The organism is Paraburkholderia sp. HD33-4 (assembly GCF_021390635.1).
Taxonomy (GTDB): domain Bacteria; phylum Pseudomonadota; class Gammaproteobacteria; order Burkholderiales; family Burkholderiaceae; genus Paraburkholderia.
The window spans coordinates 4,068,799-4,084,161 of the sequence record NZ_JAJEJS010000001.1; the positions used below are offsets into that span (position 1 = coordinate 4,068,799).

General features: G+C 65.6%; 14 protein-coding genes. 3 read left to right on the top strand and 11 right to left on the bottom strand.

Annotated elements, in window-relative coordinates; genetic code table 11:
• Positions 1–7: 7 nt before the first annotated feature.
• From L0U84_RS18165 to pilM, 7 genes are all read right to left on the bottom strand, one after another.
• Positions 8–1,231, bottom strand: a complete 1,224-nt coding sequence (locus tag L0U84_RS18165; RefSeq protein ID WP_442794014.1) for a deoxyguanosinetriphosphate triphosphohydrolase — start codon at positions 1,229–1,231, stop codon at positions 8–10.
• 71 nt (positions 1,232–1,302) lie between these two features.
• Positions 1,303–2,388: a 3-dehydroquinate synthase gene (aroB, locus tag L0U84_RS18170; RefSeq protein ID WP_233851564.1), complete on the bottom strand. Its 1,086-nt coding sequence runs from the start codon at positions 2,386–2,388 to the stop codon at positions 1,303–1,305.
• Positions 2,388–2,939, bottom strand: coding sequence for a shikimate kinase (locus L0U84_RS18175; RefSeq protein WP_233851565.1), 552 nt, complete (start codon positions 2,937–2,939; stop codon positions 2,388–2,390). Before L0U84_RS18175 ends, aroB begins: the two co-directional genes overlap by 1 nt.
• Before the next feature lie 114 nt (positions 2,940–3,053).
• Positions 3,054–4,772, bottom strand: a complete 1,719-nt coding sequence (pilQ, locus tag L0U84_RS18180; RefSeq protein WP_233851566.1) for a type IV pilus secretin PilQ — start codon at positions 4,770–4,772, stop codon at positions 3,054–3,056.
• Positions 4,769–5,701, bottom strand: coding sequence for a hypothetical protein (locus tag L0U84_RS18185; protein WP_233851567.1), 933 nt, complete (start codon positions 5,699–5,701; stop codon positions 4,769–4,771). The genes pilQ and L0U84_RS18185 overlap by 4 nt, the downstream gene beginning before the upstream one ends.
• A complete protein-coding gene (locus tag L0U84_RS18190; protein ID WP_233851568.1) occupies positions 5,698–6,393 on the bottom strand; it encodes a fimbrial assembly protein in 696 nt (231 codons plus the stop codon). Before L0U84_RS18190 ends, L0U84_RS18185 begins: the two co-directional genes overlap by 4 nt.
• Positions 6,390–7,379 (bottom strand): type IV pilus biogenesis protein PilM, encoded by a 990-nt coding sequence (gene pilM, locus L0U84_RS18195; protein WP_233851569.1) that lies wholly within the window; start codon positions 7,377–7,379, stop codon positions 6,390–6,392. Before pilM ends, L0U84_RS18190 begins: the two co-directional genes overlap by 4 nt.
• A gap of 270 nt (positions 7,380–7,649) precedes the next feature.
• On the opposite strand from pilM, the gene L0U84_RS18200 reads away from it, so the two are divergent.
• The gene (locus tag L0U84_RS18200) at positions 7,650–10,052 is read left to right on the top strand and encodes a penicillin-binding protein 1A (RefSeq protein WP_233851570.1); all 2,403 of its coding nucleotides are present in this window, start codon (positions 7,650–7,652) and stop codon (positions 10,050–10,052) included.
• Positions 10,053–10,152: 100 nt separating this feature from the next.
• On the opposite strand, the gene cyaY is transcribed toward L0U84_RS18200, so the two are convergent.
• Entirely contained in the window at positions 10,153–10,473 is a 321-nt protein-coding gene (gene cyaY, locus L0U84_RS18205; RefSeq protein WP_233851571.1) for an iron donor protein CyaY, read from the bottom strand.
• Positions 10,474–10,508: 35 nt separating this feature from the next.
• Here cyaY and lptM point away from each other — a divergent pair, with 35 nt between their 5' ends.
• Both lptM and lysA read left to right on the top strand, forming a co-directional pair.
• Entirely contained in the window at positions 10,509–10,853 is a 345-nt protein-coding gene (gene lptM / locus L0U84_RS18210; protein WP_233851572.1) for an LPS translocon maturation chaperone LptM, read from the top strand.
• Between the two features lie 9 nt (positions 10,854–10,862).
• Positions 10,863–12,125 (top strand): diaminopimelate decarboxylase, encoded by a 1,263-nt coding sequence (gene lysA / locus L0U84_RS18215; RefSeq protein ID WP_233851574.1) that lies wholly within the window; start codon positions 10,863–10,865, stop codon positions 12,123–12,125.
• 116 nt (positions 12,126–12,241) lie between these two features.
• Here lysA and msrQ read toward each other — a convergent pair whose 3' ends face one another.
• The 3 genes from msrQ to ccsB form a co-directional block, all read right to left on the bottom strand.
• Positions 12,242–12,943 (bottom strand): protein-methionine-sulfoxide reductase heme-binding subunit MsrQ, encoded by a 702-nt coding sequence (msrQ, locus tag L0U84_RS18220; protein ID WP_233851575.1) that lies wholly within the window; start codon positions 12,941–12,943, stop codon positions 12,242–12,244.
• A 10-nt stretch (positions 12,944–12,953) separates the two neighbouring features.
• On the bottom strand, positions 12,954–13,949 hold the full coding sequence (gene msrP / locus L0U84_RS18225; protein WP_233851576.1) for a protein-methionine-sulfoxide reductase catalytic subunit MsrP: 996 nt from the start codon (positions 13,947–13,949) through the stop codon (positions 12,954–12,956).
• Positions 13,950–14,153: 204 nt separating this feature from the next.
• Positions 14,154–15,362 carry a c-type cytochrome biogenesis protein CcsB gene (ccsB, locus tag L0U84_RS18230; RefSeq protein WP_233851577.1) on the bottom strand — a complete coding sequence of 403 codons (1,209 nt, stop codon included), beginning with the start codon at positions 15,360–15,362 and terminating at the stop codon, positions 14,154–14,156.
• Position 15,363 lies beyond the last annotated feature (1 nt).

Sequence of the window (15,363 nt, forward strand, 5' to 3'; positions counted from 1 at the left end):
CTAGCGCCTAGTTGTCGTCGATCACGAACAGGCGCCGATACTCCTTCAGCGCGTAGCGATCGGTCATCCCGGCGATGTAATGCGCGATCAGACGCGGCTGGCGCGTCGCATCGGTCGACTGATAGTCCGGCGGCAGCAGCCGCGGGTCGTCGGTGAACGCGTCGAACAGACCGACCACGACGCGGCGTGCCTTGTTGGCCATACGCATCACGCGATAGTGGCGGTACATGTTTCTGAACAGAAAGCGCTTGAGCGCCGCGGCCTGCGCGGCGACCGCATCGCTGTGCGCGACGAGCGGGGGCGCCGAGCGAACGTCGTCCAGTGACGCCGGCGCATAGCGCGCGAGATTGGCCCGCGTCGTCTCGATCAGATCGACGATCAGCGTATTGATCACACGCCGCACCGTCTCGTGAATCAGCCGACGCCCTTCGATCTGCGGGTAGTCGCTGCGCGCCGCCTCGCAGTGCGTCTGCCAGAGTTCTACTTCGGCGAGCTGCTCGAGTGACAGCAGCCCGGAGCGCAGACCGTCGTCGACATCATGATTGTTGTACGCGATTTCGTCGGCGACGTTGGCGATCTGCGCTTCGAGCGACGGCTGACGCCCTTCGAGAAACCGCTCGCCCAATTCGCCGAGCCGGCGCGCATTGTCGCGCGAACAATGCTTGAGAATGCCCTCGCGCGTCTCGAAGCACAGGTTCAGGCCATTGAAAGCTCCGTAGTGCTCCTCAAGTTCGTCGACGACCGCAAGACTCTGCAGGTTGTGCTCGAAGCCGCCATGCTCGCGCATGCATTCGTTCAACGCATCCTGCCCGGCATGGCCGAACGGCGTGTGGCCGAGATCGTGCGCCAGCGAAATCGCTTCGACGAGATCTTCGTTGACGCGCAGATTGCGCGCGACCGAGCGCGCGATCTGCGCAACTTCGAGGCTATGGGTGAGCCGAGTGCGAAACAGGTCGCCCTCGTGATTGACGAATACCTGAGTCTTGTATTCGAGTCGCCGGAATGCGGTGGAGTGGACGATGCGGTCGCGGTCGCGCTGAAACTCGGTGCGCGCGCTCGGCGCGGTTTCCGGATAGCGACGCCCGCGCGATTGGCTCGAATGCGCCGCGTACGGCGCGAGATGCGCTTCGAGCGCCTGCTGGGTCGGCGCGGGGACGGCCGGTGTGTCGACGGCGGCTGCGCGCGCGCTCGTCGAGTCATGCTGGATATCGTCGCTGCGCCTGTCGGTCACCGGGTTCTCCGAAACATGGGCGGCGCCTCGTGACGTGGTACGTAAAGCGTGGCTGCAGGGCCGTGATCGATCTAGACGGCGGCGGCCAGCGTAGCATGCACGTCGGCGTCGGGCGCCCGGGTGATCAGTGTCTCACCGAAACGCTTCAGCAGAATGAACTTGATCGCGCCGGCCTCCGCCTTCTTGTCGATCTGCATCAGCTCGACGTAGCGGTCCGCGCCGAGCGCGGGAGCGCGAGTGGGCAGATGCGCGGCAAGCACGACGTCGACGAGCCGCTTGCGCGACGCTTCATCGAGATGGCCAAGCCTCACCGACAGATCCGCCGCCATCACCATTCCGCAGCCGACCGCCTCGCCGTGCAGCCACTCGCCATAGCCGAGTCCGGCTTCGATCGCGTGGCCGAACGTGTGGCCGAAGTTGAGAATCGCGCGCAGACCACCTTCGCGCTCGTCCTGCGCCACGACGGAGGCCTTGATCTCGCACGAGCGCTTGACCGCCTCGGTCAATGCTTCCGGTTCGCAGCGGTTCAAAGCCTCGATATTGGCCTCGATCCAGGTAAAGAAACCGGCGTCGGCGATCGCGCCAGTCTTGATGACCTCGGCGATGCCTGCGGCGAGTTCGCGCTCGGGCAGCGTACGCAACGCGCCGATGTCGGCGATCACCGCCTGCGGCTGGTAGAACGCGCCGATCATGTTCTTGCCGAGCGGATGATTGATGCCGGTCTTGCCGCCGACCGACGAATCCACCTGCGACAGCAACGTGGTCGGCACCTGGATGAATGGCACGCCGCGCATGTAGCAGGCCGCGGCAAACCCGGTCATGTCGCCGATCACGCCGCCGCCGAGCGCGATCAGCGTGGTCTTGCGGTCGGCGCGCGAGCCGAGCAGCGCGTCGAAGATCTGGTTCAGCGTCTGCAGATTCTTGTGCGCTTCGCCGTCCGGCAGAACGACCGTCGACACCTGCTTGTGCAGCGGCGCGAGCGCCGCGCGCAGCTTGTCGCCGTAGAGCGGATCGACGGTGGAATTGGTGACGATCGTGACCGAGTTGCCGGCGATGTGCGGCGCGAACAGCTCGGTCTGGCCGATCAGGTCGGCACCGATATGGATGGGGTAGGCGCGCTCGCCCAGTTCGACGTTGACGGTAATCATACGATCCATTATGACGCAGGATGTTTGGCGACGCCGGCCATCTCGAGCTGCATCAGAACCATGTTGACGAGTCCGTTGACCGACGGCCGGCCGGTTTCAATCACGAAGTGCGCGCATTCGCGGTATAGCGGATCGCGCACTTCGTAGAGCGCTTCGAGGCGCGCCTTGGGGTCTTCCGTTTGCAGCAGCGGTCGATTCTTGTCGCGCCGTGTGCGCAACCACAGATCATGCGGATTGGCGCGCAGATAGATCACGAGGCCGCGGCTTTTCAGCGCTTCGCGGTTTTCCGGCCGCAGCACCGCGCCGCCGCCGGTCGCGAGCACGATATTGTCGCGCCCGGTCAGATCGGAGATCACGCTCGCTTCGCGTTCGCGAAAGCCCGCTTCGCCCTCGAGCTCGAAGATCACAGGAATGCGCGCGCCCGTGCGCGCCTCGATTTCATGGTCGGAATCGAAGAACGGGCGCTCGAGACGGCGCGCAACCGCCCGACCCACAGTGGTTTTTCCTGCCCCCATGAGCCCTACGAAAAAAACATTGGCGTGTGCGTCCCGCGCTTGCAACGGTGTCCTCTGGCTAATCCGGTGTAGTTCGTGCCGCAGCTTACTGGCAAAGCGGCTGCCTTGTCGAGCCTGCGCGCCGCCGGCGGACGGCGGCGCAAGCGTGCTCAATATGCCCTAATTTTCCCGCACCACCCGCGGCGTGATGAAAACAGCCAGTTCGCTGCGCGTGTCGCGATGAGTCCGATTGCGGAACAAAGCGCCCAGAACCGGTATTTTGCCAAGGATGGGCACCCGCTCGACGTCGTCGCGGTCGTCGGTCTCGTAAATTCCGCCGATTGACACCGTACCACCATCCTCGACCTCGACGCGCGTTTGCACGTGCTTGGTGTTGATCGCGGGCCCGGCGTCGGTCTGCTCGCCGACGCTGTCTTTCGCGACGTCGAGATCGAGCACCACCCGGCCATCCGGCATGATCTGCGGCTCGACCTCCAGTTTGAGCGTCGCGCGGCGAAACTGCACGCCCGATACGCCCTGGCCGACCTTCGCCTGATACGGCAGCTCGGTGCCCTGCTCGACGATCGCCTTCATCCGGTCCGCGGTGACGACCCGCGGGCTCGACACGATTTTCCCATGTCCCTCGGATTCGAGCGCCGAGAGCTCGATGTTCAGCAGTCGCGTCGCGCGCGCCGCGAACAGCGTGAGGCCGGCGGTCGCGGCGTCGAACCCGGAGATCGGCCGGGCCGACAGATCGTACACGGAGCCGTCCGTTCCTGCCGTCAGCCCCCTCGACGTACCGTCCGCGCTCGTGCCGGCGAGCGACAGCCGCACCCCGAGATTGCGCGAAAAACCCTGATCGCCTTCGACGATCTGCGCCTCGATCAGCACCTGGCGAGTCGGCCGGTCGACGGAAGCGATCAGCGCCGCGATCTGCTCGAGCCTCCCCGCGAGGTCGGTGACGAACAGCAGGTTGGTGCGCGGATCGGCGGTGACGGCGCCGCGTTTGGACAGCACACGCTGGGTACCGGAACCGGTCAGCAGGCGCCGCACGTCCTCGGCGTGCGCGTAGTGCAGCTCGAACGTACGGCTCGCGAGCGGCTCGAGGTCCGCCGCGTGGGCGTGAGCTTCGAAGCGCTGACGTTCGCGCGCAGCGAGTTCGGCGGCAGGCGCGACCCAGATTACGTTGCCGTGGCGCTCCATCGCCAGATTGTTGACGTCGAGCAGCGTATCGAACGCGGTGCGCCACGGCACCTTGTCGAGCCGTATCGACACGGCGCCGCGCACTTTGTCGCTAGCGACGATGTTCAGGCCGGTGAACTCGGCGAACGCTTTCAGGACCGCACCGAGTTGCGCGCGCTGAAAGTTCAGCGAGATCGGCTTGTTGCCCGCAGGCAGGCCCGAGTCGGCACTGGCCGGTGCGTCTGCGAGGCGCAGCCGCGCCGGCAGCGGGACCGGCGGCCCTTCGAGACTGGGCGCGCCGGCGCTGTCGTCGCGAGCCGAAGTGTCAGGTTGTTTTGGCGACGGCGGCTGTACCGGGCCGTTGGCGACGTCGTCCGGAGAAGCGTCGGGCGTTATCGCGGAACGCGGGGTCGCTTGCAGGGCGTCCCGGTCCTGGGCCGCGTTTGGCGCAGAAGCATCGCCGAACGGATTCAAGAATTGGGCGACGCCGCCGCCTGGCAGCGGCGCTAGCTCGTAGGCGGTATTGGCCGATGCGGCCGGGTCGCCGAGCGCCGCGTAAGTCGGCAACGGCGGTAGCAGCGGTGGCGTCGACGCCTGCGCGACGCCAGCACCCAGCATCGCAGCGACGTAGAGCCCGAAACACAACCCGATATCGACGCGGCTCTCGCGTCCGGCCCCCAACGTCGCCACGCTCCATCGCTCGAGCGCGCGCTTCATGACGCCTCCGTCAGCGTCAGCGTGCGCGTCGCGCCGCCGTTCGCGAGCGTGATGCCGAGCTCGTCGAGCTGCGTGACCCGCTCGACGCCCAGTTGCTGCCCGGCCGCGACCGTCGTCGTGCCATCTGGCGTGTCGAGCAGGGCGAGCCCGCGGGTGCGATCGCGCAGCAAACCGACGAGGCGCAACTCGGAAGCATCGCCCGGCTCGCCGCTCGCGGAGATCTGCGGCTTCGCAAACGGATCGAAGAACACCAGGTCTTCGTCGTCATCGTTGGCGGCCTCGTCGGCGTCAGGGCTCGCCTCGGCGCTCGCCGCCGCAGTCTCGGGAGCAGGCCGCAATGCGTCGTACACCTGCAGCGTCGCGGCCACAGCGAGCCCTTTGCCGTCCTGCTTGACGGTCACGTCGACGGGAACGATCAGCACCGGCAGTTGCGCGAGCCCATGGAAAAACGCCATCAGATGAACGAACTCCGTGCGCGCGGTGAGCTGCAGCGCGCGCATCCGCTCGACGCCCTCACCGCTCGCCGCGCCGGGTTCGATCGCGAGCAACGCGACGCCGCTCTGCGTCGCCAGCTCGGAGACGATGCGCACGTCGTCGGCGGAATTCCACGACACAGCGCTCGACGCCGTGGCCGGCATCGCCGCGACGGCCCGGCGCAACGACGGCAGCTGCGCGAGCGCGTGCCGCGCGTCCGCGAGACGCTGCGTGCTGACCACGAGCGCCGCGCGGCTCGCCTCCAGTCCGGCGAGATCGGTCGCGTTCCAGCCGTATGCGCCGAGGCCGAACACGAGCGCGGCAAGCATCGCCGCGACGAGCCAGCGACGGCGCCGGCTCCACGCGTCGAGCGGCACGCGCGCCCGCTTGACCCAGCGCGAAAAAATCGCGGCCCCGTGCGCAGCACCGCCCGGCTCGAAAAAAGTCGTGCTCATCGGGCACCTCCCGTTCGTGCGGCCTGCGAGGCGCGCGTCGCTTTCGGCGGCGGATCGCCCCAGCGAAGGCGCGCATCGAACTCCACCGGTCCGCCAATCACCGGTTCTGTCGACGCGCCGCCCTTCCCCGTCGGCCGGCGCAGATCGCGCATCTCCGCGCCCTGCACGCCGTGGATCGCGCCGAGGCCCTTGAGCCACTCGGCCGACGCGAGATGGCCGCTCGACGTCGCCAGCAATTCGGTCTCGTACTCGCGCTGGCGCAACTGCCGCAACACGACGCGATCGCCGGGCTCGAAGCTCAGCGCGTCGAGCAGATCGCGCAGATGCGCGAGCGGGGTCGCGAGGCTCGCGGCGCGCGCCGCGGCGTTGCGCTGCTGCTGCCCAACCTGCGCCAGCTTCGCGTGCTCCGCGAGCGGCGCGGCGAGCCGCGTCAGCGCTTGCCCGGCCGCCGCGCGCCGCGCTTCGAGCCGCGCTGCGGCGAAAGTCTGCCAACCGGCGACGAGCAACACCCCCGCGGCGCCGACACAAGCCGCCACAGCCCAGTCGCGCATACAGCGGCGCCGCGCGAGTCGCGCGTTGCGTTGGCGGTACGGCAGCAGATTGAAGCCGCCCAGCCACGGCACGGCGACGCGCTGATCACACCGATCGGGACTCACGGTCACGCCAGACGAAAACGACAGAACGCCCCTCATTCCAGCACCCCGCGCAACGCGAGCCCGAACGCGACCGCGCCGGCAGGCTCGTGCAACAACGCGTCGTCGAGCTCCCGTGCGTGGCTGCCGAGCAGCGCGCACTCGAACGGCAACGCCGAGCAGCCGAGCACGTCGCCAATATCGGCGAGCGAAAAGCCGACGCCGTCGAGCAGATCGATTTCACCGCCGATCAACGCGCAGTCGAACTCCGGCCCTTGCAGCAGATCGCGCAACGCGTCGGCGAGATCGGCATGCTCGGGCGCCGGGTATCGCATCTCGCCGACGTTCGAGCCATCGACGACGCTCCAGCCGTACACGCCGTCCGTACCGACCCACACCGCCGCGTACGGCTCGTTCGGGTCGAGCTCGCGACTCGCTGCATGGCGCAGTGCGCGCAACGCCGCGTGCGGTTCGCCGTCGATCGCGGACAGCGATATTCCCGCGGTTGCCGCGCATTCGATCCGCGCTTCGAGATGCTGACGCGCGGTCGCGGCGATCTTCACCGAGCGCACCGGCGACGGCATCTCGTCGACGTACCAATCGACCGCGAGCGCATGACGCTCGAGCCCGGCGATGCGCTCCGCCTCGCCCATCACCGCGGGCGCGAGTCCGGCGAGCGCAACGCCGCCGTCCTCCGCCTCGCAGTCGCTCTGCGCGGCGAGCCGCGCGAGCGGCACCGTGGTCGTCAGCGTGGCCGACGAGGGCACGGCCATCGCGCAGCGCAGCGCGTGCGTCGCGCATACGCGCGGCAAACCGGCGAACGCATCGCGCAACGCCCGCGCGACGGCCTGCCGGTCGACGATCTCGGCGCCCGCCATTGCGCCGGCCGCGAGCGGCACCGTACTCATATGTTCGAGATGCAGCGCACCCCGTGCCCGTTGACTCACCACGACGAGACGCACGTGTTGCGAACCGATGTCGATGCCGGCGGCGAAACGCTGCCGGCCCTCCCGCACCGCCTGAAGCCACGAATTTTTATAGGCCATAACGCCCTCCCTCTGACTCACGCGACGAACCATTCGAACGCGAGTAACGAGGGATCATTGTCGGCAGATGCGCGTCCTAACGACATTCAGCCGAATGGCTAACGCGGACGCGAAGCCGCCCCGAGCGACATCAAAGCGACTACAGTTGGGACTACAGCGAAGTCATTCCCGCGCCACCCGGCGTGTGCTGATTGCACGCTATTCGTAAGCTTGTCGAAAGCAGAAAAACCCTGGCGGCTATAATCGCGGGACTGTTTTTCCGGTACTCCTATGCAAGCCACGTCTCCTACGTCCCCGCCGCCCGCGCCGAAAAAGCGCAAACGTCCGTTGTGGCTGAAGCTGATCCTCGGCTTCGTCGGGTTGATCGTGGCGGGCATCGTGTGCGTGGCGCTGGTGCTCGGCTATGCGCTCGTCGTCGCAACGCCGAACCTGCCGTCGCTCGAAGCATTGACCGACTATCAGCCCAAAGTGCCGCTGCGAATCTATACGGCCGACCACGTGCTGATCGGCGAATTCGGCGAGGAGCGGCGCGACATCGTGCACATCCAGGACGTGCCCGACAGCCTGAAGAAAGCGATCCTCGCGATCGAGGACGCGCGCTTCTACGAGCACGGGGGCGTCGACCTCACCGGCATCGCGCGAGCCGGCATCGTCGCGCTGACCAACGGCCATGCGACACAAGGCGCGAGCACGATCACGATGCAGGTCGCGCGCAACTTCTTTCTGTCCAGCGAGAAGACCTACACGCGCAAGATCTACGAGATGCTGCTCGCGTACAAAATCGAATCGAAGCTGAGCAAGGATCAGATTCTCGAGGTGTACATGAATCAGATCTATCTCGGTCAGCGCGCATACGGCTTCGCGAGCGCGGCGCGCGTGTACTTCGGCAAGGATCTGAAGGACCTGACGCTCGCCGAATCGGCGATGCTCGCCGGTCTGCCGAAGGCGCCGTCCGCGTATAACCCGGTCGTCAATCCGAAGCGCGCGAAGGTGCGCCAGGAGTACATCCTGCAGCGCATGTACGAATTGCACTACATCACTCAGGAACAGTACGACGAGGCGAGCCGGCAGAGGCTCGTCGTGAAGGGCATGGGCAAGGAGTACAGCGTGCACGCGGAATACGTCGCGGAAATGGTGCGACAGATGATGTACGCGCAGTATCGCGAAGAAGCCTACACGCGCGGCCTGAACGTCGTGACCACGATCGACTCGGCCGATCAGGACGTCGCCTATCGCGCGGTGCGCAAAGGCTTGATGGACTACGAGCGCCGTCACGGCTATCGCGGCCCGGAGGCGTTCATCGATCTGCCGGCCGACGCCGACGAGCGCGAGCAGGCCATCGACGACGCGCTGCTGGAGCACCCCGACAACGGCGAAATCATCGCGGCTGTCGTCACGGCGGCGAGCCCGAAACAGGTGCAGGCGGCCTTCATCGACGGCAATGTCGCAACGATTCAGGGTGACGGCCTGCGCTATGCACAGTTCGCGCTCGGCCCGCGCGCGCAGCCTAATCAGCGCATCCGGCCCGGCGCGATCGTGCGCCTCGTGAAGAACGACGACGGCGACTGGTCGATCACGCAATTGCCGCAGGTGGAAGGCGCGTTCATCTCGGTGGTGCCGCAGGACGGCGCGATCCGTTCGCTGGTCGGCGGCTTCGACTTCAACAAGAACAAGTTCAATCACGTGACGCAGGCGTGGCGTCAGCCTGGCTCGAGCTTCAAGCCGTTCATCTACTCGGCGTCGCTCGAAAAGGGCCTTGGGCCCGCCACGATCATCAACGACGCGCCGCTCTTTTTCAGTGCCGCGGAGACCGGTGGCCAGGCGTGGGAGCCGAAAAACTACGGCGGCGGTTTCGACGGTCCGATGACGATGCGCACCGCGCTGCAGAAGTCGAAGAATCTCGTGTCGATCCGCATCCTGAACCAGATCGGCCCGAAGTACGCGCAGCAATACATCACGCGCTTCGGCTTCGACGCGGACCGCCACCCCGCCTATCTGCCGATGGCGCTCGGCGCGGGCCTCGTGACGCCGCTGCAGATGGCGGGCGCGTTCTCGGTGTTCGCGAACGGCGGCTACCGGATCAATCCATATCTGATTGCCGAGGTCACCGATCAGCGCGGCATGGTCGTGTCGCGCGCACAGCCGCTCGTGGCCGGGCAGAACGCACCGTTCGCGATCCAGCCGCGCAACGCCTACGTGATGAACAGCCTGCTGCAAAGCGTCGCGCAGCGCGGCACCGGAGCGAAGAGCAACGTACTCAAGCGCACCGATCTCGCCGGCAAGACCGGCACGACCAACGATTCCCGCGACGCGTGGTTCGCCGGCTACCAGCACACTCTCACCGCGATCGCGTGGATCGGCTACGACAATCCGCGCAGCCTCGGCGACAAGGAAACCGGCGGCGGCCTCGCGCTGCCAGTGTGGATCGAGTACATGGGACGCGCGCTGAAGGGTGTGCCCGAGTACAAGATGGGCCGCCCCGACGACGTCAGCGAAATCGGCTCGGAGCTTTATTTCGACGACTTCACGCCCGGGCACGGCTTCATCGCGACGGTCGGCGTCAGTCAGGCAACGCTCGATGCCGAGGCGAGCGCCGCCGCCGCCGCGGCAGCACCGGAGCAGGTCGGCGAGCAGGAAAAGCAGAACATCATGAACCTGTTCCGCGGGCACTGAGGCCGCGTCGAGGTCCGGTTAGAAATGAAAAACCGCCGCGTTCGATACGCGGCGGTTTTGTTTTGAGCATGCCTCGAGCTTCGCGCTCGTCAGGCCACGCTCATTGCGCGGCGATATGCACCGGCTCCCCGGCCTGCTGCGTCGCATACTGCGACAGCGCGGCGAAAAACTCCGAGCCACTGCGCGTATCGCGCCATTCGCCGTCGACGAAACGGAAGTGGAAACCACCGGCCTTCGCCGCGATCCAGATCTCGCTCATCGGCGGCTGAAGGTTGACGATGATCTTCGTGCGGTTCTCGAATTCGAGCGTCAGAACGTTGCCGCTGCGCTCGAGTTCGATGTCCGCGTCGATGTCGTCGAGCGCGCGCTCGATGGCGGCCAGCACGGCTTCCGCACGGGTCAGGTAATCACTATCGGACATGCTAAACTCCATCGATTATTCATTCAGGGACAGTCATGCGAGTCGTAACTCGGATGCGCGCGGCAGCGCCCGGCCGCGCGATTGTAGCGGTTTTAGCCATTCTCGCAGGTTGTGCGCTCACCGGCTGCGGCCAACGCGGCTCGCTCTATCTGCCAACCGTACCGCCGATGCCTGCCCCGCCGGCTCACCGCACGCAAACGCCGTCGACCGATCAAACGCAACCGGCTAGCGGCAGCGCCGCCGACATGGGCTCGATCCCGGACACCTCAGGCACGCCGCTCACGCTTGCTCCCGAAGACCAGCTCACGACGCCGCCCGCATCCGCGGCATCGGCTCCCGCAGTGCCGCTGCCCGCCTCTGCCGTCCCTTCCGTTCAATAAGACTTTCGCATGACTCGATCCGCATTTGACTACGTCGACGGCGTATTGCACGCCGAAGGCGTGTCCGCCGTTTCCCTCGCCGAGCAGTTCGGCACGCCGCTCTACGTCTATTCGCGCGCCGCGCTGACCGCCGCGTGGAACGCCTATGCGGGCGCCTGCACCGGGCGTCGCGCGAGCGTGCACGTGGCCGTCAAGGCCAATAGCAATCTCGCGGTGCTGAACGTGTTCGCACGCCTCGGCGCGGGCTTCGACATCGTGTCGGGCGGCGAACTCGCACGCGTGCTCGCGGCCGGCGGCAAAGCGGAAAACACCGTGTTTTCGGGCGTCGGCAAGCAGGCGAGCGAAATGCGCGACGCACTCGCGGCGGGCGTCAAATGCTTCAACGTCGAATCGATTCCCGAACTCGATCGCCTGAACGCGGTGGCGGGCGAGATGGGCAAGAAGGCGCCGGTGTCATTGCGCGTGAATCCCGACGTCGATGCGAAAACGCATCCGTACATTTCTACCGGCCTGAAGACGAACAAGTTCGGTGTTGCGTTCGACGATGCGCGTGCCACATATCAGGCCGCCGCGGCGATGGCGAATCTCGAGGTGGTCGGAATCGACTGCCATATCGGCTCGCAAATCACCGAAGTCGCGCCCTATCTCGACGCGATCGACAAGGTGCTGGAACTCGTCGAGCAGATCGAGCAGGACGGCGTGACGATTCGCCATATCGACGTCGGCGGCGGTCTCGGCATCACCTACGACGACGAAACGCCGCCGGAAATCGGCGAGTTCGTGCGCACGGTGCTCGATCGCATCGAGGCGCGCGGCCACGGTCACCGCGAAGTCTATTTCGAGCCGGGGCGTTCGCTAGTCGGCAACGCGGGCATTCTGCTCACGCGTCTCGAGTTTCTGAAGCCGGGCGAGGACAAGAACTTCGCGATCGTCGACGCGGCGATGACCGATCTCGCGCGCCCGGCGATGTACGACGCGTATCACGCAATCGAGCCGGTCGTGAAGCGCAACGTCCCCTCGCACATCTATGACGTGGTCGGGCCCGTCTGCGAAAGCGGCGACTGGCTCGGCCGCGAACGGCTGCTTGCGGTCGAACCCGGCGACCTGCTCGCGATCCGCTCGGCCGGCGCTTACGGCTTCGTGATGAGCTCGAACTACAACACCCGTGCGCGCGCCGCCGAGGTGATGGTGGATGGTACACAGGCGCAGGTGGTTCGTGCGCGCGAAGACGTCAAGCAGCTGTTTGCGGGCGAAACGATTCTGCCGGCGTAAACATCGGAACCGGCTGCAGAGCCAACGGTAAAGCGCAGCAAAGAAAAATGGCGATGCCAAGGTGGCATCGCCATTTTTCTTTGCATCTGCGTGTGTGACGCGTGGACTGCTCGCCGTCACCGTCGGCGAGTTCTCATATTCCGCTCACGCAACCACACCACCAGCCGCCAACCCAGCAGCGCGATCATCACCGCGCCGTAAATCTTCGGCAGCAGCAGATCGTGCTTGCCCGCCTTCATCCACCAGAAATGCAGGATCGCGAGCGCGCCGATCACGTAGATCGCGCGATGCAGCGTCTGCCAGCGACGCCCGAGCTTGCGCACCATCGCGCGCGGCGACGTCACCGCCAGCGCGATCAGCAGCACGAACGCGGCGAAGCCCACCGTGATGAATGGCCGCTTGCCGATGTCCTTCAGAATCTCCGCAACATCGAACCACTTGTCGAACCACAGGTAAGTGGTGAAATGCAGCGTCGCGTAGAAGAACGTGTAGAGCCCCAGCATGCGCCGGAAACGCACGAACGCGGCGACGCCGGTCAGACGGCGCAGCGGCGTCACCGCAAGCGTGATGCACAGGAACACGAGCGTCCACAGGCCCGTCGAGCGCGTGATGAATTCGATCGGGTTCGCGCCGAGCCGGTCGGTCAGGCCGAACAGCACGAGGCGCGCGAGCGGATAGAGCGCCGCGACGAAGACCGCGACTTTCGCGGGCACGACCCAGCTCGAGCCGCCCGCTGGACGAGGTTTCGCCGCCGACAGCGGCGCCGTGCGCCGCGTCACGGGCTCGTTGCGGGTAACAGATTGCGTATCGGAAGCCATCGTGCTCGCTCTAGAAGTTCTTCTTCAGGTCCATGCCCTGATAGAGCGACGCGACCTGATCGCCGTAACCGTTGAACATCAGCGTTTTGCGTTTCGGCGTGAAAAAGCCGTCTTCGCCGATGCGCCGTTCGGTGGCCTGGCTCCAGCGCGGGTGATCGACATTCGGATTCACGTTCGAATAGAACCCATATTCGTTCGACGCGTACGTGTTCCAGCTGGTCGGCGGCTGCTTTTCGATGAAGCGGATTTTCACGAGCGACTTCGCGCTCTTGAAGCCGTACTTCCACGGCACCACGACACGCACCGGCGCGCCGTTCTGATTCGGCAGCACCTGGCCGTAGAGGCCCATCGTCAGCAGCGTCAGCGGATGCATCGCTTCGTCCATGCGCAGGCCTTCGGAGTAGGGCCAGTCGAGTATGGGCTCCGACAGTCCGGGCATCTGCGACGGATCGGCGAGCGTGATGAACTGGACGTACTTCGCGTTGCCGGTCGGCTCGACGCGCTTGATCAACTCGGACAGCGACACGCCGATCCACGGCACCACGATCGACCACCCTTCGACGCAACGATGCCGGTACACACGTTCCTCGAGCGGCGCGAGCTTCAGCAGGTCGTCGATGTCGTACACCTTCGGATTCTTGATCTCGCCCTCGACGCTCACCTTCCACGGATGCGGCCGCAACGTGCCCGCGTGCTGCGCGGGGTCGGATTTGTCGGTGCCGAACTCGTAGAAATTGTTGTAGGTGGTGATGTCCTTGTACGGCGTGAGCTTGTCGAGCGCGACGAACCTTGTGTTGGTTTTCGCCGCGAGCTTCTGCGCCTTCGGATCGGGCGACGAGTAGGTGGCAAGCGCCTCGCCGCTCACGCCGATCAGGCTGCCGAGCGCCATCGCGCCCGCTGCCTGCAGGATGCGTCGACGGTTCTCGAACACGTGCCGCGGCGCGATTTCGCTGCGCGCGATGTCATCGCCGGTCAGTTGAATTCTGTCGCTTCGCTTGATCCACATCGTGCTGCTCCTTGCCGGCCCGCCGCGTCGCGCGTTGCGGAGCCATATTGATGATCGCCCGTTTGGGGGCGTCTGTCATCCACGGGTCGTTGCTCAGGTGCTTGACTGGTGAACACCGGGGCGCAATGAATATTCCATCGGCCATAAAAAAACCGCCGGTGCGAAAGCACGCGGCGGTTCTTAGTCGGTTCAGCGCGGCGGATCTTACAGCTTGCCGTAGCTATGCAAGCCCGACAGAAACATGTTCACGCCGAGGAACGCGAAGCTCGTGACCAGCAGGCCGGTCAGCGCCCACCATGCGGCGAGCGCACCGCGCAGGCCCTTCATCAGACGCATGTGCAGCCAGGCCGCGTAGTTCAGCCACACGATCAGCGCCCACGTCTCCTTCGGGTCCCAGCTCCAGTAGCCGCCCCACGCTTCGGCGGCCCACAGCGCGCCGAGAATCGTCGCGATCGTGAAGAACGCGAAGCCGACCGCGATCGACTTGTACATCAGGTCGTCGAGCACGTCGAGCGCCGGCAGACGATCCGCGAGCACGCCGCGTTCCTTCGCCAGATACGCGACGCCGACCATCGCCGACAGCGCGAAGCTGCCGTAGCCGATGAAGTTCGCCGGCACGTGAATCTTCATCCACCAGCTTTGCAGCGCCGGCACGAGCGGCTGGATCTGCTGCGCGTCGCGCGAGACCGAGTACCACATCAGGAAGCCGACGGCCGCGCTGATCACGAGCAGTACGAACGCGCCGAGCGCGCGCGTGTTGTAGTGCTGCTCGTAGTACAGGTAGAACAGCGCGGTGATCAGGCTGAACAGCACGAACACTTCATACAGGTTCGAAATCGGAATATGGCCGACGTCCGAGCCGATCAGGTACGACTCGTACCAACGCACCATCATGCCGACGAAGCCCATCAGCACCGCCGCCCAGGTCATCTTCGAGCCGATCGCGGCGCCGGTCGGCGAGCGCGACAGTAGCGCGATCCAGTAGAACACGGTCGCGAACACGAACAACGCGCTCATCCACAGGATCGCGGACTGGCTCGACAGGAAATACTTGAGGAAGAACGCGTTGTCGGCGCGGCTCAGATCGCCGTGGTAAATCTGGATCGCAAGCAGCGACAGCGCAGCGATACCCACCATCAGCGGACGCACCGGCTTCCAGCGCCAGCCAAGCACGACGAAAACCGGCACCGAGCACACCAGCACCAGCTTGTCGTAGTAATTCATGAACGGGTAATAGCGCGACAGCGCAAACCCGGCGCCCCCGACGAGCGCGAGCGCGAAAAGCCAATCGAGAATACCGAGCCGTTTCAGGAACGGCCGTTCGTCGAAGTGCGAGAGTTCGGGCGTGCTGCTCGCAAACGCCTTGTCGGCGCGCGAAGCAGAAGAGGAGGAGGAAACCTGAGTCAAGTCCATG